Consider the following 22,589-nt stretch of genomic DNA (forward strand, 5'->3'; position numbering starts at 1 on the left):
TCTATGCCTACGCCCCAGACCCCCCTGTTCCCCTGGAAACACCGTGCGCAGCACGACTTCCAAGCTCTGCTCGACGCGCATGTCGCGGAGGCCCACTTTCCCTGCGTCGGTGCCAAGGCCGCGCTTGCCAAGGGAACATTGTCCGTCCTCGCTTGCGACCGGCTCGACAGCGCCTGGGACGATTTGCGCATCCACGACGGGCTGATGCATTTCGCCGCCGCCTATCGCAAGGATCCGGGGCTGTTTCGCAGCTTCGCGGTGATCTTCGACGGCCCGGACGATTTGACCGAGCAACAGTTCGAGGCCGCACTGTGGCAACGCGTGCAGTCGATTTCGGACAAGGACGTCTGGCGCGGGCAAGGCTATGACACGACCGTCAGCACCGATCCCGACAGCCCACATTTCTCGCTGAGCTTCGGCGGCGAAGCGTTCTTTATCGTCGGCCTCCACCCCAATGCCAGCCGCCCCGCGCGCCGCTTCGCGCGCCCGACCATGGTGTTCAACCTGCACGACCAGTTCGAGACGCTGCGCGCGCAGGGCAAATATGAGGGCATGCGCGAGAAGATCCTGACGCGCGACGAGGTCCTCGCGGGATCGCGCAACCCGATGCTCGCGCGCCACGGCGAGATGAGCGAAGCGCGGCAATATAGCGGACGCGTCGTCGACGAGGCCTGGGCCTGCCCGTTCCGTTATTCGGGCGCTCGCGAATGAGCGACGTCGTCGAGATCCCCGAGCGGAGCGGGGATGCGTTCCGGCTGGCAGCGGGACAGACGCTGACCGTGATCGACCCGCGCGGGGTACAGGTCGCGGATCTGCTCGCGTACAATGCAGAGGATCTGGCCGAGGTCATCTCGTCGGGCCGGACGCTCGATTATGCCGAGACGATCTACCTGACGACCGGCAATCTGCTGTATTCGAACCGCTCGCGACCGATGCTGACGATCGTCGAGGATACGGTCGGGCGGCACGATTTCCTGCTGACGCCATGTTCGTACGACACGTTCCACCATTTCTATCCCGACTTGCCGCCGCATCGCGGCTGCTTCGGCAATCTGGCGGCGGCGCTCGAGCCTTATGGCGTAAAGCCCGATATGATCCCGACCGCGTTCAACTGTTTCATGAACGTGACCGTCGATGGCGCGACGGGGAAGCTCGACGTCCTTCCGCCGATCAGCAAGGCGGGCGACCATATCGTCCTGCGCGCGGAGATGGACCTGATCATCGGCCTCACCGCCTGCTCCGCACCGGCGAGCAACGGCGGAAGTTTCAAGCCGATCCATTACCGGGTGGATTGATCCCTCGTAGCGGCTCCCCCTTACCGCTTCCCCCTACTCCTACTACGCTTCCCCGGCGAAGGCCGGGGCCCAGGAGAGGAACAGAAGATTGCAGGCGACTGGAAGCAGTTACCTCGGCAATCGCTACTAGGCCCCGCCCTTCGCCGGGGAAGAGCAGAAGAGAAAGCGACGGTAAAAATCCCTACTTCATCTGCCGCCGCACGCTCGTCATCGTCGCCTTGCCATACGGCGGCTTCAACCCAGCCAGCTTCGCCACATCCAGCTTCGCCTGCTTGAACACCGCCTTGGCGTGGCTGAACGTCTTGAACCCGTCGAACCCGTGGTACGACCCCATCCCCGACGGCCCAACCCCGCCGAACGGCAGATCCTCCATCGAGACATGGAACACCACGTCGTCGATCGTCACCCCGCCCGAAATCGTCCGGTCGAGCACGCGCCGCCGCTCCCCTTCGTCCGGCCCGAAATAATAAAGCCCGAGCGGCCGGTCGCGCCGGTTCACTTCGTCGATCGCGCTGTCGATCCCGCCCGTGTAGCTGCGCACCGGCAGGATCGGGCCGAAGATCTCCTCCTGCATCACGATCATATCGTCGGTCGCATTCCGCACGATATGCAGCGGCATCTTGCGCGCATTCGACCCCGCGAAATCCTCGCCCCCCGGATTGACCACCTCGACCGTCGCGCCCTTGGCGCGCGCATCGTCGATCCAGTCGGCGAGCCGCTTGTGGTGCCGGTCGTTGATGATCGCGGTGTAATCCGGGTTCGCCAGCAGCGTCGGATACATCGCCGACACCGCCGCCTTCAGCCCGTCGACCACCGCCTGCTCCTGCGCCTCAGGCACCAGCATGTAATCGGGCGCTAGGCAGATCTGCCCCGCGTTGAGCATCTTGCCGATCGCCACGCGCTCGGTCGCGCGTGCGATGTCGGCGTCCTTGCCGATCAGCACCGGCGACTTGCCACCCAGTTCCAGCGTCACCGGCGTCAGATTGTCCGCCGCGGCATGGAGGATGTGCCGCCCGATCCCCGTAGCGCCGGTAAAGATCAGATGGTCGAACGCCAGTTCCGAAAACGCCTTCCCCACCTCCGGCCCGCCACTGAAGAACGCGAGTTCGTCGTGCGCGAAGTATTGCGCGCTCACCGTCTCGAACAGCGCGGCAGTGCGCGGGGTGAACTCGCTCGTCTTGACCATCGCGCGGTTGCCCGCCGCGAAGATCCCCGCGATCGGCCCCATCACCAGATTGACCGGGAAATTCCACGGCGCGATCACGCCGACCACGCCCTTCGGCTGATACTCGACCCACGCCCGCGCCCCGAGCAGCCCGAGCGGAAACTGCACGGCGCGCTTGTCGCGCTTCGCCCAGCCGTCGAGCGAACGCAAAGCGTGGCGGATCGGCGCGATCGACGACGCGACATCGGTCAGCATCGACTGCTCGCGGCTGCGGTGTCCGAAATCCTCGCTCAGCGCGTCACAAAAGGCATCGGCATTGTCGGCGATCATCGCCGCGGCGCGCTTCAACCGGTCTTTGCGGACCGTCAGCGAAACGGGCAATTCGCTATTGAACGCGAGCCGTTGTGCCGTGAGCGTCTGGTCGAGTGTCATCCCCGTCTTCCCTTTACGTACAGCCGATCAGCCCCGCCACCGGGATGACCACGCTATCCTGTCCCGTCCGGTCGAGCTGGAGGATGCCCTCCGGCACCGCCCCGCCGTCGGTGATCGAGCTCCGCGTCTCGATCCCCAGCGTCAGCTTGATCGTCGCGCCCCCACCCGCATAGGTCGTGGTTTCGGGGAAGCCGAGGGTGATCGCGCCCAGCTGCCCGGTGCGGTCCAGATCGGTGATCTTCCCCGCGATCGACAGCCGCAACCGCGCCGGATCGGTGCCCCCGCCCCCCGTGGCCATCGCGACCAGCGCACGCGTCCCGCTCGCGGTCCACAGATACGCTGCGCACCCCTTGCGCGGCAGCTCCTGCCGCGGGATCGACCCGATCGGCAGGCCGTCGACCGATGGCACGACGGGCGCAGGCGGTGGGGCCTCTTTCGGTGCGGCCTGCTGGGTCGCGGCGAGCATCAGAGCAGCAAGGATCGGAAGCGCATTCATGACGCCATCCCTACCAGCATCAGCCACGCCGGGTAAGCCGCGATCGCGAGCAGCGCGCCGAATGGCATCCGGTCGGCGAGCGTCGTCGCCCGCCCGCGAAGCGCCCCGACCACCGCAATCCCGAGCCCGACGAGCGCCGCGAACAGCACCACCGTCGGCAGCATCCGCCACCCCAGCCACAATCCGATCGCCCCAAGCAGCTTGGGATCGCCCCCGCCCAACCCGACCCGCCCACGCCAAAGCTTGTACCCCGCACCCACCGCCCACAAAGCGACGAACCCGACACCCCCGCCGATCAGCCGGTCGGTCAGCGGAGGCGGCACCCCGAGCACCCCCGTCACCAATCCCCCCACCGCCAGCGTCACCGTCAACACGTCGGGCAGCCAGAACGCCACCACGTCGAGCGCACCGAGCGTCAGCAGCAGCCACCCGAACACCGCCCCCGCAATCCCGACCGGCCCCGGCACCGCCAGCCCAGCCGCGACGCCGATCAGCAACGCCATCGCCTCGATCTGCCAATGCCGCGGATCGATCGCCGCGCCGCAGCGACGGCACCGCCCCCGCGCCCCCAGCGCGCTCACCAGCGGCATCAGATCGCGCGGGGCGAGCACGACCCCACATCCGTCGCACGCCGATCGCCCGTGCAGCACCGATCGCCCCTCGGGCCAGCGCACCACGATCGTCGCGATAAAGCTCCCGAAGATCGCGCCGAGCCCGCCCAGCAGGACCGGCCAGATCCACTCATCCATGCGCATTGCCTCGGTTTCCGGTGGTCATTCCGGACCGTGCTATAGTTTGTAAATCGGCAATGTCGGCCCTAGATCGACAGCGCTCGGTCCCAATCCCCCACCCGTTCGGGCTGAGCGAAGTCGAAGCCCCTGTCGCACCTCAGGCCTCGGTCTGCTTGGCGAGGAGCCCTTCGACTGCGCTCAGGGCGAACGGGTTTGGGTTGGTCACGCCGCAACATATCGAAGATCGCTTCCATCAGAGGTTCCCCATTATGGCCACCCGTCCAACCGCCGACCCAGTGGTCATCGTCTCCTACGCGCGCACCCCGATGGGGTCGTTCCAGGGCGCACTCGCAGGCGCGACCGCGACCGAGCTCGGCGCGACCGCCGTCGGTGGCGCGGTCGAGCGTGCGGGGCTCGCGGGATCGGCGATCGAGCGGATCTACATGGGGTGCGTCCTCCCCGCCGGGCTCGGCCAGGCCCCCGCGCGCCAGGCCGCGCTCAAGGCCGGGCTGCCCGACCATGTCGAGGCGACCACGATCAACAAGATGTGCGGATCGGGGATGCAGGCGGCGATCCTCGCGGCGGATGCGCTCGCGGCGGGCTCGGCCGACCTGATCGTTGCGGGCGGCATGGAGAGCATGACCAACGCGCCCTATCTCTCGATGCGCCACCGCGGCGGCGCCCGGATCGGGCATGATGTGCTGAAAGACCATATGTTCCTCGATGGGCTCGAGGATGCGTATGAGCCCGGCAAGCTGATGGGCAATTTCGCCGAGGACAGCGCCGCGGCCTATCAGTTCACGCGCGCACAGATGGACGATTACGCGATCGAATCGCTCCACCGCGCGCAACGTGCGCAGCAATCGGGTGCGTTCGACCGCGAGATCGTCCCGACCGAAGTCGCCGGGCGCAAGGGGCCGACCACGGTCACCCTCGACGAGCAACCCGCCAAGGGCGATGTCGCCAAGATCCCGACGTTCAAGCCCGCCTTCTCGAAGGACGGCACGATCACCGCGGCCAATGCCTCGTCGATCTCGGACGGGGCCGCCGCGCTGGTGATGACGCGCGCGTCGGTCGCGGAGAAGCTCGGCCTCACCCCGCTCGCGCGGATCGTCGCGCATGGGGCGCATGCGCATGCGCCGTCGCTGTTCACCACCGCGCCGGTGTTCGCGATGCGCAAGACGCTCGAACGCGCGGGCTGGTCGGCGCGCGACGTCGACCTGTTCGAAGTCAACGAAGCCTTCGCGGTCGTCGCGATGATCGCGATGCGCGACCTCGACATCGCGCACGACCGGATCAACGTGAACGGCGGCGCCTGCGCGCTCGGCCACCCGATCGGCGCGAGCGGCGCGCGCATCCTCGCGACGTTGCTCTCCGCGCTGGAAACGCGTGGGGGCAAGCGTGGGCTCGCATCGCTGTGCATCGGCGGCGGCGAGGCGACCGCAGTCGCGGTGGAGTTGATGGCGTAACCGAGGACACCCCCCACGGCGTCGCGCTCCCCGCGCGCACGGTTCCGGCCCCGCGCTCGATCTCGGCGCAAGCGCGCGCGATGCTGGAACGCGCGGTGCGCGCCGACGGGGTGCCGCTCAACGCGCTCCATGTGCTGCCCGATCCGGCGGACCATGCCGCCTGGGCGGACCTCAAGACCGCCGCCGATGCGGGCTACGCGATGGCGATGGAGGGGATCGCGGGGAGCCTGCGCGCGACCGTCGAGACGATCACGGTCGGCGCGGCGCGAGTGCATGTCGCGACCCCCGAAGGCGCATTCGACGCCAGGCGCGCCTATATCGACCTGCACGGCGGCGCGCTCGTCTTCGGCGGCGGCGGCGCGTGCCGCACCGGCGCGCGGATGCACGCCGACCAGCACCGGGTGCGCTGCTACGGCGTCGATTATCGCACGCCGCCCGAACACCCCTTCCCCGCCGCGCTCGACGATTGCGTCGCGACCTACGCGCACGTCCTCGCGCACCACGCCCCCGCCGACATCGTGATCGGAGGCCGCTCGGCGGGCGGCAATCTCGCGGTGGCGATGCTGCTCCGCGCACGCGCCGAAGGGCTGCCGATGCCCGCCGGGCTGGTGCTGCTGTCGCCGCAAGCGGACCTGACCGAATCCGGCGACAGTTTCGCGGTCAACCGGCTGGTCGACGTCGTGCTGCCGGGGTCACTCGCCGCGACCAACCTGCTGTATGCGAACGGCACCGACCTGCGTGATCCTTTGGTGTCGCCGCTGTTCGGGGAACTTGGCGGACTGCCGCCGACCTTCCTGCAATCGGGCACGCGCGACCTGTTCCTGTCGACCACCGTCCGGCTGCACCGGGCGCTGCGCCGTGCCGGGGTGGCGGCCGAGCTGCACGTGTTCGAGGCGATGCCGCATGGCGGGTTCGGCGGCGGGACGCCGGAGGATGTGGAGTTGCGGGCGGAGGTTGCGACGTTTGTTGCTGGGCGGTGGGGTGGGTTGGCGGGTTAGCGCGTTGACATGGCGTGAGACGCTGGTTCGAAGCCAATTGCAAACATTATGAAATTCTATCAGTTTGAGGATATTGGTTTTTTATAAATTATAATTGTGAATTTCCAGACTCTAAGGAATAATGGTGTAGCAACTTTCGGTACGTCCATGAATTTCTCTGTTTTTATTTGCCCAGTTGTACGTTGCCCTGCCCAATCTGTTCCGTATGGTGCAGATGGGAGAGACAATGGCAGAACAACTTACATTTTCGATAGGGGTAGATGAGGACGTTACAGTCCGATCCTATGACGAACTTATCAAGTGGATTGAGAAGGAACGCAGCCGATGGGCTTGGATGGTGCCAAACGACAATCATACTGACCGACATGGCCTAGCAACCGAACTTCAAAACGCATGGAATACTGTACTCAACGAAGTAAGTTCGCTGAAGACACAGGGACATACGTTAAGTTATGCTGGTGATTACCTACACCCTCTTAAAAACAGCATAATAATGGTTTCGACCACAGGAGATGGTTCCACTGTTCTCGATATCAGACAAAGCGCTGGGGAAGTTGCTGCGATGGCAGCACTTGGTTTTCTTAAACAGCGACTAGCAGCACCAAACATGACGCTACGTGATGAAATGTTGGGCCTTCTGTTGAGCGTGTTCCCAGACCTCCGTAATGTTGCTGATTGGACTGATAGGCTAAAGCGCGAGCGGACAAACTTCCGAATGGCAACGCGAACCCTGCAGGAAAAGTTGGCTCATGATGCAGCGGAGCGCGACAAAGCTACGCGAGAGCTTAACGATCGCGTTCGCGGCATCGCCCATCGCATATTTGATGCAAGGCGGCGCGTATGGCGCGCAACTCAAACCGAATGGGAAAATTCGGCAAATGAGAGCGTCGCATCGATTGAAACCAAGGCGGGCAGCGCGGTCGTCAGTATTAATAATACGGAAAAATACTATCGAGAGTTTATGAGAATGAAGGCTCCGGTTGAGTATTGGGATAACAAAGCTGATAGCCACGGCAAACGTGAAAAACGTGCTCGATTTCTCGTAATGTTATTCTTTCCATGCTCGGCACTTGTTCTCTCTCCAGTTTTTGTATTTTGTGCGTGGATTCTTCTTTCGCACCCGGATACATCAAACTCGAGATCTCCCATCGCACTATATGTGGTTGTTTCAGGAGGACTTTTGCTATTGTCTACTTTGGTATTCTGGATCGGTCGCCTGCTTACAAAGTTGTATTTAAGCGAGCATCATCTGCGGAATGATGCGGAAGAGCGTGCTACAATGACGACAACATATCTCGCGTTAACAGGTGAGAATGCCGCTGGAGAGACGGACCGTCAAATTATTCTCAGTGCGCTCTTCCGTCCTACACCAGATGGTATTGTCAAGGACGATGGCCCCGGAGATATTGGACTTCAAGGTTTGCTAACTAAGCTATTGGTAAGGTAATTTAGAGAACGTTAGATTGTAGAAAATCGATTATTTCGCTTCCGATTTTCTTAAAGATTACATCCCCCCTCACCCCCGCAACCGCCGCTGCAACCGCTTCCACGCCCCCTCATCCGCACCCCAGCCCGGAAACGTCGGCGGCAGCAACGTCGGCCGGATCCGCACCGGTCGCCCCCCGCATTGCGAGCAGCGCAGGAACCCCGGCAGATTGTCGACCGCGGCGTTCAACCGCTTGAGGAAGCACCACCGCGCAAACCGATCGCGATGCACCACACCCTTGTGCGCGCACGATCCGCAGACGCAGCCGACGTTCATCTGATGCCGCGTGAAATCGAACAGCGTGCGAAATCTTACGTTGCCCACGTCAAAGCGGCAGCGCCATCTGGCGCGGGTCGCGATCACCCGGAAAACCCTCGAGCGCACACACGATCGTGCGCGCCAGTTCGGCGGCGGCGGCTTCGCGGATGCGCTCGCTCGGGGCGGTCAATCCGACTCGGGCGAAGCCGCTGCTGGTCAGGAGGGCGTGGGCGATCAGGGCGCAATCTGGCTGGGTCATAGCCACTATGTTCACCATCTGTTCCGATTCGTCCAGCGCGATTTTGGCGAAGAGCGATGGTCAGCAGGCTGTAAGCAGGCGCAATTCCCCCGGCGCGACGGGGCGGCAGAGATCGGACGCCTTCCGCGCCCGCAAAGCTACGCTGAAGCGGCAAGATCCTTGGTAAAGTACTGCGCGAACACCGTATCGTGATAATCCCCAAACGGCGCGCACTCGACGAACCCGGCCCGCCGATACAGCGCATGCGCGGCGGCGAACGGCGCGTTGGAGCCCGTCTCGAGGCTCAGCCGCCGATACCCCCGCGCCCGCGCCTCAGCGACCAGATGATCGAGCAGCACCCCCGCCACCCCGCGCCGCAGCTGCACGGGCGCGGTGCGCATCGACTTGACCTCGCCCCAGGCCGGATCGAGCTGCTTGAGCGCGCCCATCCCCAGCAAGGCGTCGCCCTCCCACGCGGTCCACACCGTCACCGACGGATCGCGCAGCCCGCTCGCATCGAGCGCGAACACGCTCCCCGGGGGGCTGTTCTCGAACGCGGCGCGTAAGTGCAGGTCGAGCAGGTCGAGCACGTCCGGATGCGTCAGATCGTCGCGCCGGATCGTCCAGCCCTTCACGGCAGCGTTTCGCCCGCTTCCGCACCCCACATCCGCAACTGTTCAACGAACCCGCCGCGCCCCTGGACGTCGAAATAGCACCAGCCGCCCGAACATTTGCTCAGCCGTCCGACCACCCCCGGTGCCGCGCGCCAGACGATGCGCGCGTCGCTGTCCGGGCTGTCGCGCAATTCGGCGACCTGCCCGGTGATCATCCCAGTCCGCCGCTCGCTGAGCAGCCCGCTCATCATCCACCCCTGCGTGCCGCTCGGGTCCTCGACCTTGTACCATTGGCCGTGCTCGAACACGGCGATGACTTTGACCGGAAGATCGGCACGCTGGTACAGCCAGCTGACCGGATAGGATCGCGCCGGCCCCGTGCGCATCCGCGCCTTCTTGGCACCGACCGAGGCGTAGAACGGCGCTTTGCGGTTGGCCATGGCGGCAATCGCGGGCGCGAACGCCGCCGCGGCCATGCTCGTCGCCCCGATCAGCAGCGCAAGCCGCGCCGCGATCGGCATCTTCTGGTGTCGTAGCGTCATGTCCCCGCTTATCGCGTTTTGGCGCGACGCTTCAACACCCGTTGACGCCGCGCAGGCCCTCCGCCAAGCCAGCGGGATGGCAGAGACGAGACGTGTCCCCAACCCGCGCGTGGCGGTGACCCGCGAATTGCCCGACGCGGTGATGCTGCGGATGGAGCAACTGTTCGACGCGAGCATCCACCGCGGTGCCACCGCGTTGACTCGCGCCGAGCTTGCCGCCGCGATGGCCGATTGCGACGTGCTGGTCCCGACCGTCACCGACGAGATCGACGCCGCGCTGATCGAGGGCGCCGGGCCGCGGCTGAAGCTGATCGCCAATTTCGGCGCGGGCGTGAACCATATCGCGTTGAAAGCCGCGCGCGCACGCGGCATCCTCGTTACCAACACGCCGGGCGTGCTGACCGAGGATACTGCGGACCTGACGATGGCGCTGCTCCTCTCGGTCCCGCGGCGGCTGGCGGAGGGCGAAAAGCTGGTGCGCTCGGGTGCGTGGCAGGGCTGGACCCCCGGCGGGATGCTCGGCCACCGTATCGGCGGCAAGGCGCTCGGCATCCTCGGCATGGGGCGGATCGGCCAGGCGGTGGCGCGGCGTGCGCGCGCGTTCGGCCTGTCGATCCATTACCACAACCGCCACCGGCTGCCCAAGGTGGTCGAGGCCGAGTTGCAGGCGCAGTGGCACCCCAATCTCGACGAGATGCTCGGCGCGATCGACCTGCTGACGATCCACACCCCGCGCAATGCGGACAGCGAGGGGCTGATCGACGCCGACCGGATCGCGCTGCTCCGGCCCCATGTCTATGTCATCAACACCTCGCGCGGCGGGATCGTCGACGAGGATGCGCTGGTCGACGCTCTGGAGAACGGCCGGCTGGCGGGTGCCGGCCTCGACGTGTGGCAGCATGAGCCGCGGATCGACCCGCGGCTGCTTGCGCTTCCCAATGTCGTGATGACCCCGCACATGGGCTCCGCGACGTTCGAGGGGCGGCTTGCGACGGGCGAGAAGGTCATCACCAACATCCGCATGTGGGCGGACGGCCACCGCCCGCCGGATCAGGTGCTCGAAGGCTGGGCCTGAGCGTCTATTACATGCTTGAAGCGGGTACAAACCGCCACGGAAATGGCAGATTCCGGCGCCACAATGCCGCATTCTGCTGTCGCGGCGACAGTGTTTCGACGAGTTTGGCGACGTCGCGCGCCGACAGACCCGACCGATCGCAGAAATACGGCCGCTGCGGCACCCGCGCGAAGTAGCTGTAAAACAAGGCCGCCCGGTCGCGCCCGGTCGCCGGCTTGCCGCGATGGAAGAAGCGCGCGGTGTCAGCGACGACGACCGTCCCCGCCGCCCCCTCGCAACTGATTGGATGAACGCCCAAAATGCGCCCGCCGTCGTCCTTCTCGTCGGCATCGTCGAAGTAAAACCGGTCGTCCGGCACAGTCGCCTCGACCGGCAGCAACTGGAACGGCCCGCTGTCCGCATCGACGTCGGTCAGATACACCGCCAGCTTGATCATCCGCCGGTCTTCCCGGTCGCGGTGCCATTTCCGCGTCGAGACCGCGCGCCCGTCGGCCAGCGTATATTGCAGGTTCACACCGTCATAGGCAACCGGCAGCCCGACATACGCTTCCGCCAGATCGAGCAGCGCGGGATGCAATCCCAACCGGTAGATTGCTGGTCTTGCGGCGATTTCGGCGGGCGGCACGCGGAGAAACGCACTGCCCGCACGCCCCTGCTCCCGCAGTCGGTCCCTCCACAGCGCGGTCAATTGCGACGCCTCGGCGAACGCTTCATCCGCCCCCTCCAGCGCAAGCGACGACAGACGGGTCTGGACCACACCGCGCTCTTCCAGCCCGCGCGCCATCTCCGCGATTGCATCGGACATGGCGGGCAATCGGGTGCGATGCTGGTCACGCGCGTGCTCGTATCGCCGATGGCGGAGGGCGTGAATCGTGCGGGTCTGCACCAGACCGGCGGCAACACGCCACGGCACAGATCCGGCTCTTCGTTTTATCCCTAGCAAAACGCTCATCATTGTACGCCTTACACGCGCGGCCCCGACGAACGGAGACACGCTCGCGGTACCAGCCTGGATGCAAGGGTCCCTATGCGCGCAAACGCGGACCCTGCCTATCGTTCTCCATCCCCCTACTCCGAATTGTTGCTGGAACGTTTCCGGCGTGCGGCGGCGGAGGCCGTCACCGCGTGTGGAAAAAGTCGTACAGTTGCTGTGCCACCGCCGCGCTGACGCCCGGCGCGCGCTGCAGATCCGCCAGACTGGCGTTGCGCACCGCCCGTGCGGTGCCGAAGTGCATCAGCAACGCCTTCTTGCGCGCCGGCCCGATGCCCGGCACGTCGTCGAGCGGCGACGCACCGATCGCCTTGGCGCGCTTCGCCCGGTGCGCACCGATCGCGAAGCGGTGCACCTCGTCGCGCAAGCGTTGCAGGTAGAACAGCACGGGCGCGTTGACGGGCAACTGGAACTCGCGTCCGTCGAGCATGTGGAACACCTCGCGGCCATCGCGGCCGTGGTGCGGCCCCTTGGCGATCCCGACGAGACACACGTCCTCGATCCCCAATTCCTCGAGCACGCCCTTCACCGCATTGAGCTGCCCGCGCCCGCCGTCGATCAGCACCAGATCCGGCCAGTCGCCCGAATCCCGATCGGGATCGTCCGCCTGCGCCCGCGCGAACCGACGCCCGAACACTTCGCGCATCATCCCGAAGTCGTCGCCCGGGATCGTGTCGGGGTTCTTGATGTTGAACTTGCGATACTGCCCCTTGCGGAACCCCTCGGGCCCCGCGACGACCATTGCGCCAAGCGCGTTGGTCCCCTGGATATGGCTGTTGTCATAGACTTCGATCCGATCGGGCGGTTCAGGCAAGTCGAACAGCTCGGCCACTTCGCGCAGCAATTTGGCCTGCGTCGTGCTCTCCGCGAGCCGCCGGTCGAGCGCTTCCTCGGCGTTGCGCTTGGCCTGGTCTAGCAACTGCCGCCGTGACCCGCGTTGCGGCATCGACAGCGCGACCTTGAACCCCGCCTGGGCGCCCAATGCCTCGCCAAGCAGCGCCGCTTCGTCGAGCTCGCGGTCGAGCAGGATCGTTCGCGGCGGCGGAACTTCCTCGTAGAATTGCGCGAGGAAGCCCGAGAAAATCTCATCCTCGGGCACGTCCGCGGTATGCGCCGGGAAGAAGCTGCGATGCCCCCAATTCTGTCCGCCCCGGATGAAGAACGCCTGGATCCCGATCACGCCGTTCTTGCACGCCATCGCGAAGATGTCAGCGTCGCCCAGCCCTTCCGCGTTGATCGCCTGGCTACCCTGGATGAAGGTCAACGCGCGCAACCGGTCGCGGATGATCGCGGCCAGTTCGAAGTCCATGTTCTCCGCGGCGACCTGCATCTGCGCGCCGAGCTTGGCCTGCACCTCGGTCGACTTACCCCCGAGGAACGCCTTCGCGTCCGCGACGAGTTCGGCATAACCCGCTTCGTCGATCCGTCCGACGCACGGCGCCGAGCATCGCTTGATCTGGTACAACAGGCAGGGCCGGTCGCGGTTCTTGAAGAAGCCGTCGGTACAGCTCCGCAACAGGAACAGCTTCTGCAACGCATTCAGCGTGTTGTTGACCGAGCCCGCGCTCGCGAACGGGCCGTAGTAATTGCCCTTGGCGCGCCGCGCGCCGCGATGCTTCTGGATCCGCGGATAGGCATGATCGGCGCGCAGCAGGATGAACGGGAAGCTCTTATCGTCGCGCAACAGCACGTTGTACGCCGGGCGATAGCGCTTGATCAGCTGCGCCTCGAGTAGCAGCGCCTCAGCCTCATTGTTGGTCGTCACAATCATCATCGACCGAGTCTGCGCGACCATCCGCTGGAGCCGCTTCGACAGCCGATCGACCTGCGTATAGTTGGTCACGCGGTTCTTGAGCGCGCGCGCCTTGCCCACGTACAGCACGTCCCCGCGCGCATCGAGCATCCGGTACACGCCGGGTCTGATGGGCAGCGTCGCCAGCACGTTACGGATCGCGGCGACCCCCGCCTCGATATCGGGCGCGTCGCTGCCGCGAACGGTGAAGGTGGCCTTGTCTTCGTGGAAGCGGGTCGGGGCATTGGGATCGGACATCGCGTACGATCTAGGGGTTCGTGCCGGTGGATACCACGGGTTCGTTCACCTTCTTGCCGATATGCATGGCACGCGCAGCCAAGCGTCGGTGCGCGTCCGATCGGGATCGGGACTCCAACCGACAGACTGATCCTTATCAGTGAGAATGCAAGCAACTGGCGCGGACATTAAGCACGCTACCCGGCGTTTCATCGCTCGCCAATACGGCAAGTCGGAGATGGAATATGGCCCTGAAATTCGCCGGAACGATGAATGCGATCAATCGCGGTCTTGATACGACCAAGGCGACCAAGGGCGCCGACATGATCGAGGATTGGGAAGCCGCGCTCGCGGATGTCGAGACATCGGGTGCCAAGGGCATTCTTCGCGATCTCGGATCGCTCCGCAAGCAGCTCGAGCGCGACGAACCCGATGCGGATCGCGTCCATGCGCTGCTCCACCGTCTGGGTGCCGCCACGACCAAGATCGCCGACAAGGCGGATGCGCAGCAGGAAAAGCTAAAGGCATTGGGCGAGGCGCTGACCGAAGCCGGCGAAGACTCGCCCGACGAGGAAGAAGACACCGTCGCGGCTGCAGCCCCCAAGCGCGCGCGCAAGAAGGCCTGATTGGTTTTCACCGGCGGTTCCGCCGATGTGAAACGGCAGAAAGCTCGTCGTCTCGACAGAGACGGCGGGCTTTTCGCTGTCAACGATGGTCGTCCCGCATCACGGCAGCGGCCGTGACGTTGCATCCATTCGACAATCTGCTCCGGCTGACGGTACACCGACATATTAACGAAGGGGACCGAGATGCCGACGACCGACCCGACCCGCCGCACGCTCCTAGCCGGAGGCGCCGCGCTCTATACGCTCGCTGCCGCGCCGCTCGCGGCCCAATCGTCCCGCGACGAAATCGTGCCGCTCTGGCCAAAAACGATTCCCGGCGATCGGAAAAGCGCGATCAAGCCCAGTGTCGAGGAACGCAGCAAGGATCCGCGCCACCCCGACCGCTGGCTGCGCGGCATCGCGCGTCCGGCGCTTGTGGTGAAGCGCGCCGCCAAGCCCAATGGCGCGGCGGTACTGGTGATCCCCGGCGGTGGTTATGGCTTCCTGTCCTACGACAATGAAGGTCTGGAACAGGCGGCGTGGCTCAATGCGCACGGCATTACGGCGTTCATCCTGCAATACCGCCTCCCCGCCGAAGGCTGGGGCGATCGCGCGTTGGTACCGTTGCAGGACGCGCAACGTGCGATGCGGACGATCCGCGCGGACGCTGCCCGGTTCGGCGTCGATCGCACGCGGATCGCAGTGCTCGGCTTTTCGGCGGGCGGGCATCTCGCGGGATCGCTCGCCACGCGGCACGGCGAAACCGCCTACGCGCCGATGGACGCGATCGACGGCCAGTCGGCACGGCCCGATTATGCCGGCCTGATCTATCCCGTCGTCAGCCTGGAAGCGCCGTTCACCCACGGCGGGTCGCGCGATGCCTTGCTCGGCACCGACGCACCTGTCCCGCTGCGCCACGCCGCTTCGGTCGAAACACGCGTCACCAGTGACACGCCGCCGATCTTCCTCGCGCATGCCGCGGACGACGACCTGGTCCCGGTTGCGAACAGCATCGCGATGTTCGGCGCGATGAAGGCAGCCGCGCGACCGGCCGAACTGCATGTGTTCGAAGCCGGCGGACACGGCTTTGGGACGCGCCTCCCCGCGAGCAAGCCTGCGTCGGTTTGGCCCGCGTTATTTACCGCTTTCGGCACCAGCAAAGGCGTGTTCCCCACCTGAGCGGATCTTCCGCCAGCAAAAGTAGCTGTTCATATATAAATCATCGCTTTATAGCTGCACGAAATAGCCCGGTTCGCGGTGCACTTCTGGAGGGGATCGAGATGCGAGGATACGCAACGCTAGCCGGATTGCTGCTGGGTCTGGCTTCGGTCACCGCCCAGGCGCAGACCATCGTACCGGGCGATCCCCACGCGGGTGATCCGGTCGGCATCGTGTCCGATCCGTGCGTCACGCATCCTGCTCCGGACGCCAAGGTCAGCTACCAGATGTTCAATCTCCATATGCTCACCCGAGATTTCGGGCAGCTGTGCCGCTACGCCGCCGACAACCGCGCGCTTGCCGGGCAGAAGGTCCGGGTCGTGTTCATGGGGGATTCGATCACCGACAACTGGATCCACGCCGACAAGGAGCTCTTCTCCAACGGCGTGGTCGATCGCGGCATCAGCGGGCAGACCACCCCGCAAATGCTGGTCCGCTTCCGCGCCGATGTGATCGCGCTGAAACCCCAGGCGGTCCACATCATGGCGGGCACCAACGACATTGCGGGCAACACCGGCGCGGCGACGCTCGAGACGGTCGAGGGCAATATCCAGACCATGGCCGAACTGGCCCGCGCGCACGGGATCAAGGTGATCCTCGCCTCGGTCCCGCCCGCCGCTTCCTTCCCGTGGAGCCCGGACAAGCGCCCGGTGCCGCAGATCGCCGCGCTCAACGCCTGGCTGCAGAGCTACGCCAAGGCGAACGGCTTCACCTACGTCGATTACCACGCCGCGCTCGCCACCCCCGAGGGCGCGATGAAGCCGGGCTATGCGAGCGACGGCGTCCATCCGACCCCGCAAGGCTATGCCGTGATGCGCCCGCTTGCGCTGGCAGCGATCGCCAGAGCGGTTGGCAAGTGACCCCAGCCGCGCTCACGCGCCGGTCGATCCTCGCCGGGCTCGCCGCGACGCCGATGGCGCATGCGGCGCTCGCGAAAAGCCCGATGGGAATGACGCGCGGGCCGGTCGAGCCCAACTGGCCGTCGCTCGTTTCCAACTATCGCTACCCCGACTGGTTTCGCGACGCAAAGCTCGGAATCTGGTCGCATTGGGGGCCGCAATCGGTCCCCGAACGCGGCGACTGGTACGGCCGCTTCATGTATATGCAGGGGCATCCGGTCTACGACCATCACGTCAAGACCTATGGCCATCCGACCGTCGCGGGGATGAAGGACGTCCAGAACCGCTGGACTGCCGACCGCTGGGACCCGGACGCGCTGATCGCGCGCTACAAGAAGGTCGGCGCACGCTATTTCATGGCGCTGGCGAACCACCACGACAATCTCGATTGCTATGACAGCCGCTATCACGCGTGGAACTCGCTGCGCGTCGGCCCAAAGCGCGACATCGTCGGCACGTGGGAAAAGGCAGCGCGCAAGGCCGGGCTCAAGTTCGGCGTATCCAACCATTCTGCGCACAGCTGGCACTGGTATCAGACCGCTTACGGCTACGACCAGACCGGCCCGCGCAAGGGCGAACGCTATGACGCGTTCCGGCTGCGCAAGGCCGACGGCAAGGGCCAGTGGTGGGACGGGCTCGACCCGCAGGAACTCTACACCGGCGGCCATGCGGTGATGCCCGACGGGATCGACACGATTCCGGCGATGAACGCGTGGCACGAGAAGAATGACGGCCAGTGGATCGAGACCGGCCCGACCGACGATCCGCGATACGTCACAAAGTGGCTGCTCCGCCAGACCGACCTGATCGACAAGTACAAGCCCGACCTCGTCTATTTCGACGATTACGGGCTGCCGTTCGGCCCGATCGGGTTGCAGGCGGCGGCGGACTATTACAACCGCTCGATCGGCTGGTCGGGCAAGATCGACGTCGCCTTGTTCGCCAAGCAGTTGAAACCCAACGAACGGCTCGGCGTGGTGCAGGATGTCGAGCGCGGCTTCAGCGATCATTTGTGGGAAGAACCGTGGCAGACCGACACCTGCCTCGGCGACTGGTTCTACAACGTCGCGCGGCTCAACGACAAAAGCTACACCTCGGCGGAAAAGGTCGTCCAGCGGCTTGCCGACGTGGTGTCGAAGAACGGCAATCTGCTGCTGTCGGTGCCGCAGCCCGGCCACGGCGCAATCGATGGCGAGGAAGAGAAGATCCTCGACCAGATGGGCGAATGGACCGCGACCAATGGCGAGGCAATCTTCGGGTCGCGGCCATGGCGCATCTTCGGCGAAGGGCCGACCAAGCTCCAGTCGGGGATGCAGAACGAAGCGGGTGCGGGCGATTTCACACCGCGTGACGTGCGCTTCACCACCAACAAGGGCGCGCTGTACGTGCTGTTCCTCGGCTGGCCCAGCGGCACCGCGACGGTGCCCTCCTTGGCGGCCGGTCGTGCGCGTGGCGAAATCGAACGTGCGACGCTGCTCGGCGGCGGGTCGGTCCGCTATCGCCGCGATGCGGCGGGCCTGCATATCGATTTCCCGCCCAAACCTGCTGGCGGGTTCGTCCCCGTAATCCGGCTCGATGGAGGTCTCGCATGAACCGGACGGAAACCACACGCGCATCGCTGACGCTGCCGATCATCCTGATCGTCGCCTTGTTCTTCCTGTGGGGCGTCGCGAACAACCTCAACGACGTGCTGATCTCGCACTTCAAGGGCCTGTTCAGCCTGGGCGATTTCGGCGCAGGGTTGGTGCAGTCGGCCTTCTACCTCGGCTATTTCTGCCTCGCGATTCCCGCCGCCTTGTTCATGCGCTCCTATGGCTACCGCGCGGCGGTGCTGCTCGGGCTGATCCTCTACGGCGCGGGCGCGCTCTTGTTCTGGCCCGCCGCGAGCGCACTGAGCTATCCTGCGTTCCTCGCCGCGCTGTTCATCATCGCGAGCGGCCTTGCCTTTCTGGAGACGTCGGCGAACCCATTGATCGCACGGCTCGGCAGCCCCGAGACCGCGTCGCGTCGGCTCAACTTCGCGCAAGCCTTCAACCCGCTTGGCTCCATCAGCGGCGTGCTCGTCGGGCGTGCCTTCATCCTGTCGGACAGCACCACCGCACAGCTCGACCGCACCCAGGCGGCGGCTGCGGTGCAGATGCCCTATCTGTTCATCGGGATCGGCGTGCTGATCTGGGCCGTGCTGATCCGCCTTGCGAAATTCCCGGCGATCGCGACTCAACCCGATGTCGAGGAAGGCGTCGGTGCCGCATCGGACTTCGCCTGGCTATTGCGCTCGCCACGCTTCCTGATGGGGGTGCTCGCGCAGTTCTTCTACGTCGGCGCGCAGGTCGGCGTGTGGAGCTTCCTGATCCGCTATGTCGAGACGGTGTTGCCTGGCACCCCCGCCACCACGGCGGCGGGCTATCTCACCGCGTCGCTGATCGCGTTCATGGCGGGACGGTTCGTCGGCGTTGCGCTGATGGGACGGGTCCGCCCGCTCCCGCTCCTGTCGATCTTCGCTACCGCGGCAGCCATCCTGTGCGCAGTGGCTGGCGTCGTCGGCGGCATGACGGGCGTCCTGGCGCTTGTCGCGAGCAGCTTCTTCATGTCGATCCTGTACCCGACGATCTTCGCCGAAGCCGTCAACGGGCTGGGTCCGCGCACCAAGGCGGGGTCGGCCTTGCTGGTGATGGCGATCGTCGGCGGGGCAGTGTTCCCTGCGGTGATGGGCTTGGTATCCGACGCCGGCGGATCGATCGTGCAGGCGATGCTCGTCCCTGCCGCATGCTTCCTCGTCGTCCTAGCGTTCGGAGTGTTTCATATGCGGAGGCCTGCATGATCACCCTCCCCCCGATCGGCATGGGCTGCGCCGGGATCGGCAATCTTTACCGCAGAGTCGACGATGCGGTCGCGACCGAGACCGTCGCCGCCGCGCTCGCGGCCGGCATCCGGTACTTCGACGTGGCACCGCATTACGGCTTCGGCCTTGCCGAAACGCGGCTCGGCGCGGCGCTAGCCGAGTATGACCCAGCAGGGCACGCGTTGGTGTCGACCAAGGTCGGGCGCTTGCTCGAACCGACCGACAGCGACGCGACCGAACGCCACGGCTTCGTCGACGCCCCCGCGCTGGAGCCGGTGTTCGATTATTCGTACGACGGCGTGCTGCGCAGCCATGCCGAAAGTCTGCGCCGCCTGCGCCGCAATCGTGTCGACATCCTGTTCGCACACGATCTGGGCGCAGAGACGCACGGTGACGAAGCCGAGCGGCACATGACGGCCTTTCTCGACGGCGGCTATCGGGCGCTCCGCGGCTTGCGGGACGCGGGCGACATCGGGGCGATCGGCATTGGCGTCAACGAAATCGCGGTGTGCCATGAGGTGCTAGATTCCGCCGACATCGACCTGATCCTGCTCGCCGGGCGCTACACACTGCTCGAACAGGACGATGCGCGCGCACTGTTCGAACGCTGCGCGCGGCTCGGCACGCGGATTGTCGTCGGCGGGCCGTACAATAGCGGAATCCTGGTCGAGGGCAGCAAGAGCGACAGCCACTTCAACTATGCCCCGCCGCCGCCGCACATCGTCGCGCGTGTCGCCGCACTGGAGGCGGCGTGTGCTGAATTCGACGTGCCGCTCCCCGCCGCCGCGCTCCAGTTCCCATGCCGCAACCCGGTGGTCGCCAGCACGATCCCCGGCCTGGTCGGGCGCGAACAGGTCGAGGCGACGCTGCGCTTTGCCGAATGGCCGATCCCCGACGCCTTGTGGGACCGCCTGACCGCCACCCTCTCTCCCGTATCGGACGTCTTCGCTTCATGACCGCCATCCTGCTTCATCCCGACGACAATATCCTCGTCGTCACCGCCACGATCGCGCCCGGTGACGCAGTCCCGATCGATGGCGTCGCAGTCATCGTCCCGATGGCGGTACAGGTCGGCCACAAGATCGCGCGCCGTGCGCTGAGCCTCGGCGAGACCGTCATCAAATACGGCGCCCCGATCGGATCGATGACCGCCCCCGCCGCCGCCGGCGACCACGTCCATCTGCACAATATGAAGAGCGACTATATCGCGTCGCACATGCGCGACACGCTCGAACGGAGTAGCGAGTCATGATTTCCGCCTGGTCCCGCACCGACGGCCGCAAGGGCATCCGCAATGTCGTCGCCGTCGCCTATCTGGTCGAATGCGCGCACCACGTCGCGCGCCGCATCGTCGACAAGAGCGACGATCCCGACATCCAGCTGATCGGCTTCCCCGGCTGTTACCCCAACAGCTATGCCGACAAGGTGATGAAGGCGATCGCGACGCATCCCAATGTCGGCGGGCTCGTCATCATCTCGCTCGGCTGCGAGAGCTTCAACCGCGAGGGCCTCGCCGCCGCGGTCGCGGCCAGCGGTCGCCCGGTCGAGACGCTGGTGATCCAGCAGAACGGCGGCACCGCCTCGACCATCGCCGCGGGTCTCGCGGCAGTCGCGCGCGTCAAGGCGATCGCCGACGCCGGTCCGCGCATCCCGATGGCCCCGAGCGAACTCGTCATCGGCACGATCTGTGGCGGGTCGGACGGGACCAGCGGGATCACCGCCAACCCAGCGGTCGGCCGCGCCTTCGACCGGTTCGTCGCGGAGGGCGCGACCTGCATCTTCGAGGAAACCGGCGAACTCGTCGGCTGCGAGGCGATCATGTCCGATCGCGCGATTACCCCCGAGCTCGGCGCGGAACTGATCGCGAGCGTCGAGAAGGCCGAACGTTATTACACCATCCTCGGCTTCGGCAGCTTCGCGCCCGGCAATGCCGAGGGTGGCCTGACGACGCAGGAGGAAAAGTCGATGGGTGCCTATTCCAAATCGGGCAGCTCGCCGATCTCTGGCATCGTCAAGCCCGGCGACGTGCCTCCGTCCCCCGGCCTCTACATGCTCGACGTCGTGCCTGATGGCGAGCCGCGCTTCGGCTTCCCCAACATCTCGGACAATGCCGAGATCGTCGAACTGATCGCGTGCGGTGCACATATCAACCTGTTTACCACCGGGCGCGGGTCGGTCGTAGGTTCCGCGATTTCACCTGTCATAAAAATCTGCGCAAATCCCGAGACCGCACGGCGACTTGCAGAGGATATGGACATCAACGCCGGGCGGATTCTGGAAGGTGCGGCGACGATCGAAGAGGTCGGCACCGAAATCTACACCCGAACGCTCGCCGTCGCCGCGGGCGAGCGCAGCGTGTCCGAGGCACTCGGCCATCAGGAGTTTATCTTGACCTACAAAAGCTTCGATCCCGTCGGCCCCGCCTGCCTGCCGCGGAGACAGGCGGCATGAGCGGGCGGCTGAACGGCAAGACCGTGTTCGTCACCGCCGCCGGCCAAGGCATCGGCCGCGCCAGCGCCGAACTGTTCCTGGCAGAGGGCGCGAAAGTCATCGCGACCGATATCGATGCCACCAAGCTGGAAGGCCTCGCGTGCGAGACCTTCGCGCTCGACGTCCGCGATGCCGCCGCGGTCGCCGCACTTCCTGGGCGTACCGGCCCGGTCGACGTGCTGATGAACAGCGCGGGCGTCGTACACAACGGCACGATCCTCGAGTGCGACGAGGACAGCTGGGCGTTCGCCAACGACCTCAACGTAACCGCCATGTACCGCACGATCCGCGCCTATCTCCCCCTGATGCTGGATCGTGGCGCGGGGAGCATCGTCAACGTCGCGTCGATCGCGAGTTCGGTGAAGGGCATCCCCAACCGCTTCGCCTACGGCACGACCAAGGCGGCAGTGATCGGGCTGACCAAGTCGGTCGCGGCGGATTTCGTCGCGCGCGGGGTGCGCTGCAACGCGATCTGCCCCGGCACGGTCGATTCCCCCTCGCTCCAGCAACGGCTGCGCGATACCGGGGATTATGACCAGGCCCGCAAGGATTTCACCGCGCGACAGCCAATGGGACGGCTCGGCCGCCCCGAAGAAGTCGCCGCGCTGGCGCTGTACCTCGCCAGCGACGAATCTGCCTTCACCACGGGTCAGGCGCACATCATCGACGGCGGCTGGATCAACTAAGGTTTTCGTCTCGCACCCTTTCTTCGTCAT

The 22,589-nt window shown here is 65.5% G+C and carries 24 protein-coding genes; 15 read left to right on the forward strand and 9 right to left on the reverse strand.

Features of this window, described 5'->3' with window-relative positions:
- Positions 1-3 precede the first annotated feature (3 nt).
- Together gntA and AC3WJR_RS10455 are read left to right on the forward strand one after the other, a co-directional pair.
- Positions 4-711, forward strand: a complete 708-nt coding sequence (gene gntA / locus AC3WJR_RS10450; RefSeq protein ID WP_492724790.1) for a guanitoxin biosynthesis heme-dependent pre-guanitoxin N-hydroxylase GntA — start codon at positions 4-6, stop codon at positions 709-711.
- Positions 708-1,295, forward strand: coding sequence for a DUF1989 domain-containing protein (locus tag AC3WJR_RS10455; RefSeq protein ID WP_492724792.1), 588 nt, complete (start codon positions 708-710; stop codon positions 1,293-1,295). Before gntA ends, AC3WJR_RS10455 begins: the two co-directional genes overlap by 4 nt.
- 181 nt (positions 1,296-1,476) lie before the next feature.
- On the opposite strand, the gene AC3WJR_RS10460 is transcribed toward AC3WJR_RS10455, so the two are convergent.
- The 3 genes from AC3WJR_RS10460 to AC3WJR_RS10470 are packed head-to-tail and all read right to left on the reverse strand — an operon-like array spanning position 1,477 to position 4,137.
- On the reverse strand, positions 1,477-2,892 hold the full coding sequence (locus AC3WJR_RS10460; RefSeq protein ID WP_492724794.1) for a coniferyl aldehyde dehydrogenase: 1,416 nt from the start codon (positions 2,890-2,892) through the stop codon (positions 1,477-1,479).
- A gap of 13 nt (positions 2,893-2,905) precedes the next feature.
- Positions 2,906-3,388, reverse strand: a complete 483-nt coding sequence (locus AC3WJR_RS10465) for a hypothetical protein (protein ID WP_492724796.1) — start codon at positions 3,386-3,388, stop codon at positions 2,906-2,908.
- Complete coding sequence (locus AC3WJR_RS10470) at positions 3,385-4,137, reverse strand: prepilin peptidase (RefSeq protein WP_492724798.1); 753 nt, start codon at positions 4,135-4,137, stop codon at positions 3,385-3,387. The genes AC3WJR_RS10465 and AC3WJR_RS10470 overlap by 4 nt, the downstream gene beginning before the upstream one ends.
- A gap of 251 nt (positions 4,138-4,388) precedes the next feature.
- On the opposite strand from AC3WJR_RS10470, the gene AC3WJR_RS10475 reads away from it, so the two are divergent.
- The 3 genes from AC3WJR_RS10475 (at position 4,389) to AC3WJR_RS10485 (ending at position 8,033) form a co-directional block, all read left to right on the forward strand.
- Positions 4,389-5,588, forward strand: coding sequence for an acetyl-CoA C-acyltransferase (locus tag AC3WJR_RS10475; RefSeq protein ID WP_492724800.1), 1,200 nt, complete (start codon positions 4,389-4,391; stop codon positions 5,586-5,588).
- A gap of 80 nt (positions 5,589-5,668) precedes the next feature.
- Positions 5,669-6,586, forward strand: coding sequence for an alpha/beta hydrolase (locus tag AC3WJR_RS10480; protein WP_492724802.1), 918 nt, complete (start codon positions 5,669-5,671; stop codon positions 6,584-6,586).
- 226 nt (positions 6,587-6,812) lie between these two features.
- A complete protein-coding gene (locus tag AC3WJR_RS10485) occupies positions 6,813-8,033 on the forward strand; it encodes a DUF6161 domain-containing protein (RefSeq protein WP_492724804.1) in 1,221 nt (406 codons plus the stop codon).
- Between the two features lie 69 nt (positions 8,034-8,102).
- Here the strand turns inward: AC3WJR_RS10485 and AC3WJR_RS10490 are convergent, their stop codons facing one another.
- The 4 genes from AC3WJR_RS10490 to AC3WJR_RS10505 all read right to left on the reverse strand — a co-directional run bounded on the left by AC3WJR_RS10490 (position 8,103) and on the right by AC3WJR_RS10505 (position 9,703).
- The gene (locus tag AC3WJR_RS10490) at positions 8,103-8,396 is read right to left on the reverse strand and encodes a hypothetical protein (protein ID WP_354282101.1); all 294 of its coding nucleotides are present in this window, start codon (positions 8,394-8,396) and stop codon (positions 8,103-8,105) included.
- Position 8,397: 1 nt separating this feature from the next.
- Positions 8,398-8,589, reverse strand: coding sequence for a DUF6771 family protein (locus tag AC3WJR_RS10495; RefSeq protein WP_354282100.1), 192 nt, complete (start codon positions 8,587-8,589; stop codon positions 8,398-8,400).
- A gap of 137 nt (positions 8,590-8,726) precedes the next feature.
- On the reverse strand, positions 8,727-9,203 hold the full coding sequence (locus AC3WJR_RS10500; RefSeq protein WP_492724807.1) for a GNAT family N-acetyltransferase: 477 nt from the start codon (positions 9,201-9,203) through the stop codon (positions 8,727-8,729).
- On the reverse strand, positions 9,200-9,703 hold the full coding sequence (locus tag AC3WJR_RS10505) for an SH3 domain-containing protein (RefSeq protein WP_492726111.1): 504 nt from the start codon (positions 9,701-9,703) through the stop codon (positions 9,200-9,202). The genes AC3WJR_RS10500 and AC3WJR_RS10505 overlap by 4 nt, the downstream gene beginning before the upstream one ends.
- A gap of 97 nt (positions 9,704-9,800) precedes the next feature.
- Between AC3WJR_RS10505 and AC3WJR_RS10510 the strand changes: the two genes are divergently transcribed.
- Positions 9,801-10,799 (forward strand): 2-hydroxyacid dehydrogenase, encoded by a 999-nt coding sequence (locus AC3WJR_RS10510; RefSeq protein WP_354282098.1) that lies wholly within the window; start codon positions 9,801-9,803, stop codon positions 10,797-10,799.
- Positions 10,800-10,806: 7 nt separating this feature from the next.
- Here AC3WJR_RS10510 and AC3WJR_RS10515 read toward each other — a convergent pair whose 3' ends face one another.
- Together AC3WJR_RS10515 and uvrC are read right to left on the reverse strand one after the other, a co-directional pair.
- Complete coding sequence (locus tag AC3WJR_RS10515) at positions 10,807-11,604, reverse strand: phytanoyl-CoA dioxygenase family protein (RefSeq protein ID WP_492724810.1); 798 nt, start codon at positions 11,602-11,604, stop codon at positions 10,807-10,809.
- A gap of 313 nt (positions 11,605-11,917) precedes the next feature.
- A complete protein-coding gene (uvrC, locus tag AC3WJR_RS10520) occupies positions 11,918-13,840 on the reverse strand; it encodes an excinuclease ABC subunit UvrC (protein ID WP_492724812.1) in 1,923 nt (640 codons plus the stop codon).
- Between the two features lie 224 nt (positions 13,841-14,064).
- Between uvrC and AC3WJR_RS10525 the strand changes: the two genes are divergently transcribed.
- The 9 genes from AC3WJR_RS10525 to AC3WJR_RS10565 all read left to right on the forward strand — a co-directional run bounded on the left by AC3WJR_RS10525 (position 14,065) and on the right by AC3WJR_RS10565 (position 22,559).
- Complete coding sequence (locus AC3WJR_RS10525) at positions 14,065-14,445, forward strand: hypothetical protein (RefSeq protein ID WP_354282095.1); 381 nt, start codon at positions 14,065-14,067, stop codon at positions 14,443-14,445.
- A gap of 183 nt (positions 14,446-14,628) precedes the next feature.
- Positions 14,629-15,603: an alpha/beta hydrolase gene (locus AC3WJR_RS10530; protein WP_492724814.1), complete on the forward strand. Its 975-nt coding sequence runs from the start codon at positions 14,629-14,631 to the stop codon at positions 15,601-15,603.
- A 101-nt stretch (positions 15,604-15,704) separates the two neighbouring features.
- Positions 15,705-16,502 carry an SGNH/GDSL hydrolase family protein gene (locus AC3WJR_RS10535; protein WP_492724816.1) on the forward strand — a complete coding sequence of 266 codons (798 nt, stop codon included), beginning with the start codon at positions 15,705-15,707 and terminating at the stop codon, positions 16,500-16,502.
- Positions 16,503-16,555: 53 nt separating this feature from the next.
- Positions 16,556-18,133, forward strand: coding sequence for an alpha-L-fucosidase (locus AC3WJR_RS10540; RefSeq protein ID WP_492726113.1), 1,578 nt, complete (start codon positions 16,556-16,558; stop codon positions 18,131-18,133).
- A complete protein-coding gene (fucP, locus tag AC3WJR_RS10545) occupies positions 18,130-19,362 on the forward strand; it encodes an L-fucose:H+ symporter permease (protein WP_492724818.1) in 1,233 nt (410 codons plus the stop codon). Before AC3WJR_RS10540 ends, fucP begins: the two co-directional genes overlap by 4 nt.
- Positions 19,359-20,339 (forward strand): aldo/keto reductase, encoded by a 981-nt coding sequence (locus AC3WJR_RS10550; RefSeq protein ID WP_492724819.1) that lies wholly within the window; start codon positions 19,359-19,361, stop codon positions 20,337-20,339. Before fucP ends, AC3WJR_RS10550 begins: the two co-directional genes overlap by 4 nt.
- A complete protein-coding gene (locus AC3WJR_RS10555) occupies positions 20,336-20,635 on the forward strand; it encodes a UxaA family hydrolase (protein ID WP_492724820.1) in 300 nt (99 codons plus the stop codon). The genes AC3WJR_RS10550 and AC3WJR_RS10555 overlap by 4 nt, the downstream gene beginning before the upstream one ends.
- A complete protein-coding gene (locus tag AC3WJR_RS10560; RefSeq protein ID WP_492724822.1) occupies positions 20,632-21,834 on the forward strand; it encodes a UxaA family hydrolase in 1,203 nt (400 codons plus the stop codon). Before AC3WJR_RS10555 ends, AC3WJR_RS10560 begins: the two co-directional genes overlap by 4 nt.
- On the forward strand, positions 21,831-22,559 hold the full coding sequence (locus AC3WJR_RS10565) for an SDR family oxidoreductase (protein ID WP_492724824.1): 729 nt from the start codon (positions 21,831-21,833) through the stop codon (positions 22,557-22,559). Before AC3WJR_RS10560 ends, AC3WJR_RS10565 begins: the two co-directional genes overlap by 4 nt.
- The last annotated feature ends 30 nt before the right edge of the window (positions 22,560-22,589 follow it).

Source organism: Sphingomonas sp. FW306-05-A (assembly GCF_058782275.1).

Coding starts and splice junctions, on each gene's coding strand:
- AC3WJR_RS10535 (WP_492724816.1), top strand. CDS start 15,705: ATGCGAGGATACGCAACGCTAGCCGGATTGCTGCTGGGTCTGGCTTCG.
- uvrC (WP_492724812.1), bottom strand. CDS start 13,840: ATGTCCGATCCCAATGCCCCGACCCGCTTCCACGAAGACAAGGCCACC.
- AC3WJR_RS10495 (WP_354282100.1), bottom strand. CDS start 8,589: ATGACCCAGCCAGATTGCGCCCTGATCGCCCACGCCCTCCTGACCAGC.
- AC3WJR_RS10485 (WP_492724804.1), top strand. CDS start 6,813: ATGGCAGAACAACTTACATTTTCGATAGGGGTAGATGAGGACGTTACA.
- AC3WJR_RS10525 (WP_354282095.1), top strand. CDS start 14,065: ATGGCCCTGAAATTCGCCGGAACGATGAATGCGATCAATCGCGGTCTT.
- AC3WJR_RS10510 (WP_354282098.1), top strand. CDS start 9,801: ATGGCAGAGACGAGACGTGTCCCCAACCCGCGCGTGGCGGTGACCCGC.
- AC3WJR_RS10565 (WP_492724824.1), top strand. CDS start 21,831: ATGAGCGGGCGGCTGAACGGCAAGACCGTGTTCGTCACCGCCGCCGGC.
- AC3WJR_RS10515 (WP_492724810.1), bottom strand. CDS start 11,604: ATGTCCGATGCAATCGCGGAGATGGCGCGCGGGCTGGAAGAGCGCGGT.
- AC3WJR_RS10455 (WP_492724792.1), top strand. CDS start 708: ATGAGCGACGTCGTCGAGATCCCCGAGCGGAGCGGGGATGCGTTCCGG.
- fucP (WP_492724818.1), top strand. CDS start 18,130: ATGAACCGGACGGAAACCACACGCGCATCGCTGACGCTGCCGATCATC.
- AC3WJR_RS10460 (WP_492724794.1), bottom strand. CDS start 2,892: ATGACACTCGACCAGACGCTCACGGCACAACGGCTCGCGTTCAATAGC.
- AC3WJR_RS10560 (WP_492724822.1), top strand. CDS start 20,632: ATGATTTCCGCCTGGTCCCGCACCGACGGCCGCAAGGGCATCCGCAAT.
- AC3WJR_RS10530 (WP_492724814.1), top strand. CDS start 14,629: ATGCCGACGACCGACCCGACCCGCCGCACGCTCCTAGCCGGAGGCGCC.
- AC3WJR_RS10540 (WP_492726113.1), top strand. CDS start 16,556: ATGGCGCATGCGGCGCTCGCGAAAAGCCCGATGGGAATGACGCGCGGG.
- AC3WJR_RS10475 (WP_492724800.1), top strand. CDS start 4,389: ATGGCCACCCGTCCAACCGCCGACCCAGTGGTCATCGTCTCCTACGCG.
- AC3WJR_RS10465 (WP_492724796.1), bottom strand. CDS start 3,388: ATGAATGCGCTTCCGATCCTTGCTGCTCTGATGCTCGCCGCGACCCAG.
- AC3WJR_RS10480 (WP_492724802.1), top strand. CDS start 5,669: ATGCTGGAACGCGCGGTGCGCGCCGACGGGGTGCCGCTCAACGCGCTC.
- AC3WJR_RS10470 (WP_492724798.1), bottom strand. CDS start 4,137: ATGGATGAGTGGATCTGGCCGGTCCTGCTGGGCGGGCTCGGCGCGATC.
- AC3WJR_RS10505 (WP_492726111.1), bottom strand. CDS start 9,703: ATGCCGATCGCGGCGCGGCTTGCGCTGCTGATCGGGGCGACGAGCATG.
- AC3WJR_RS10550 (WP_492724819.1), top strand. CDS start 19,359: ATGATCACCCTCCCCCCGATCGGCATGGGCTGCGCCGGGATCGGCAAT.
- AC3WJR_RS10555 (WP_492724820.1), top strand. CDS start 20,336: ATGACCGCCATCCTGCTTCATCCCGACGACAATATCCTCGTCGTCACC.
- gntA (WP_492724790.1), top strand. CDS start 4: ATGCCTACGCCCCAGACCCCCCTGTTCCCCTGGAAACACCGTGCGCAG.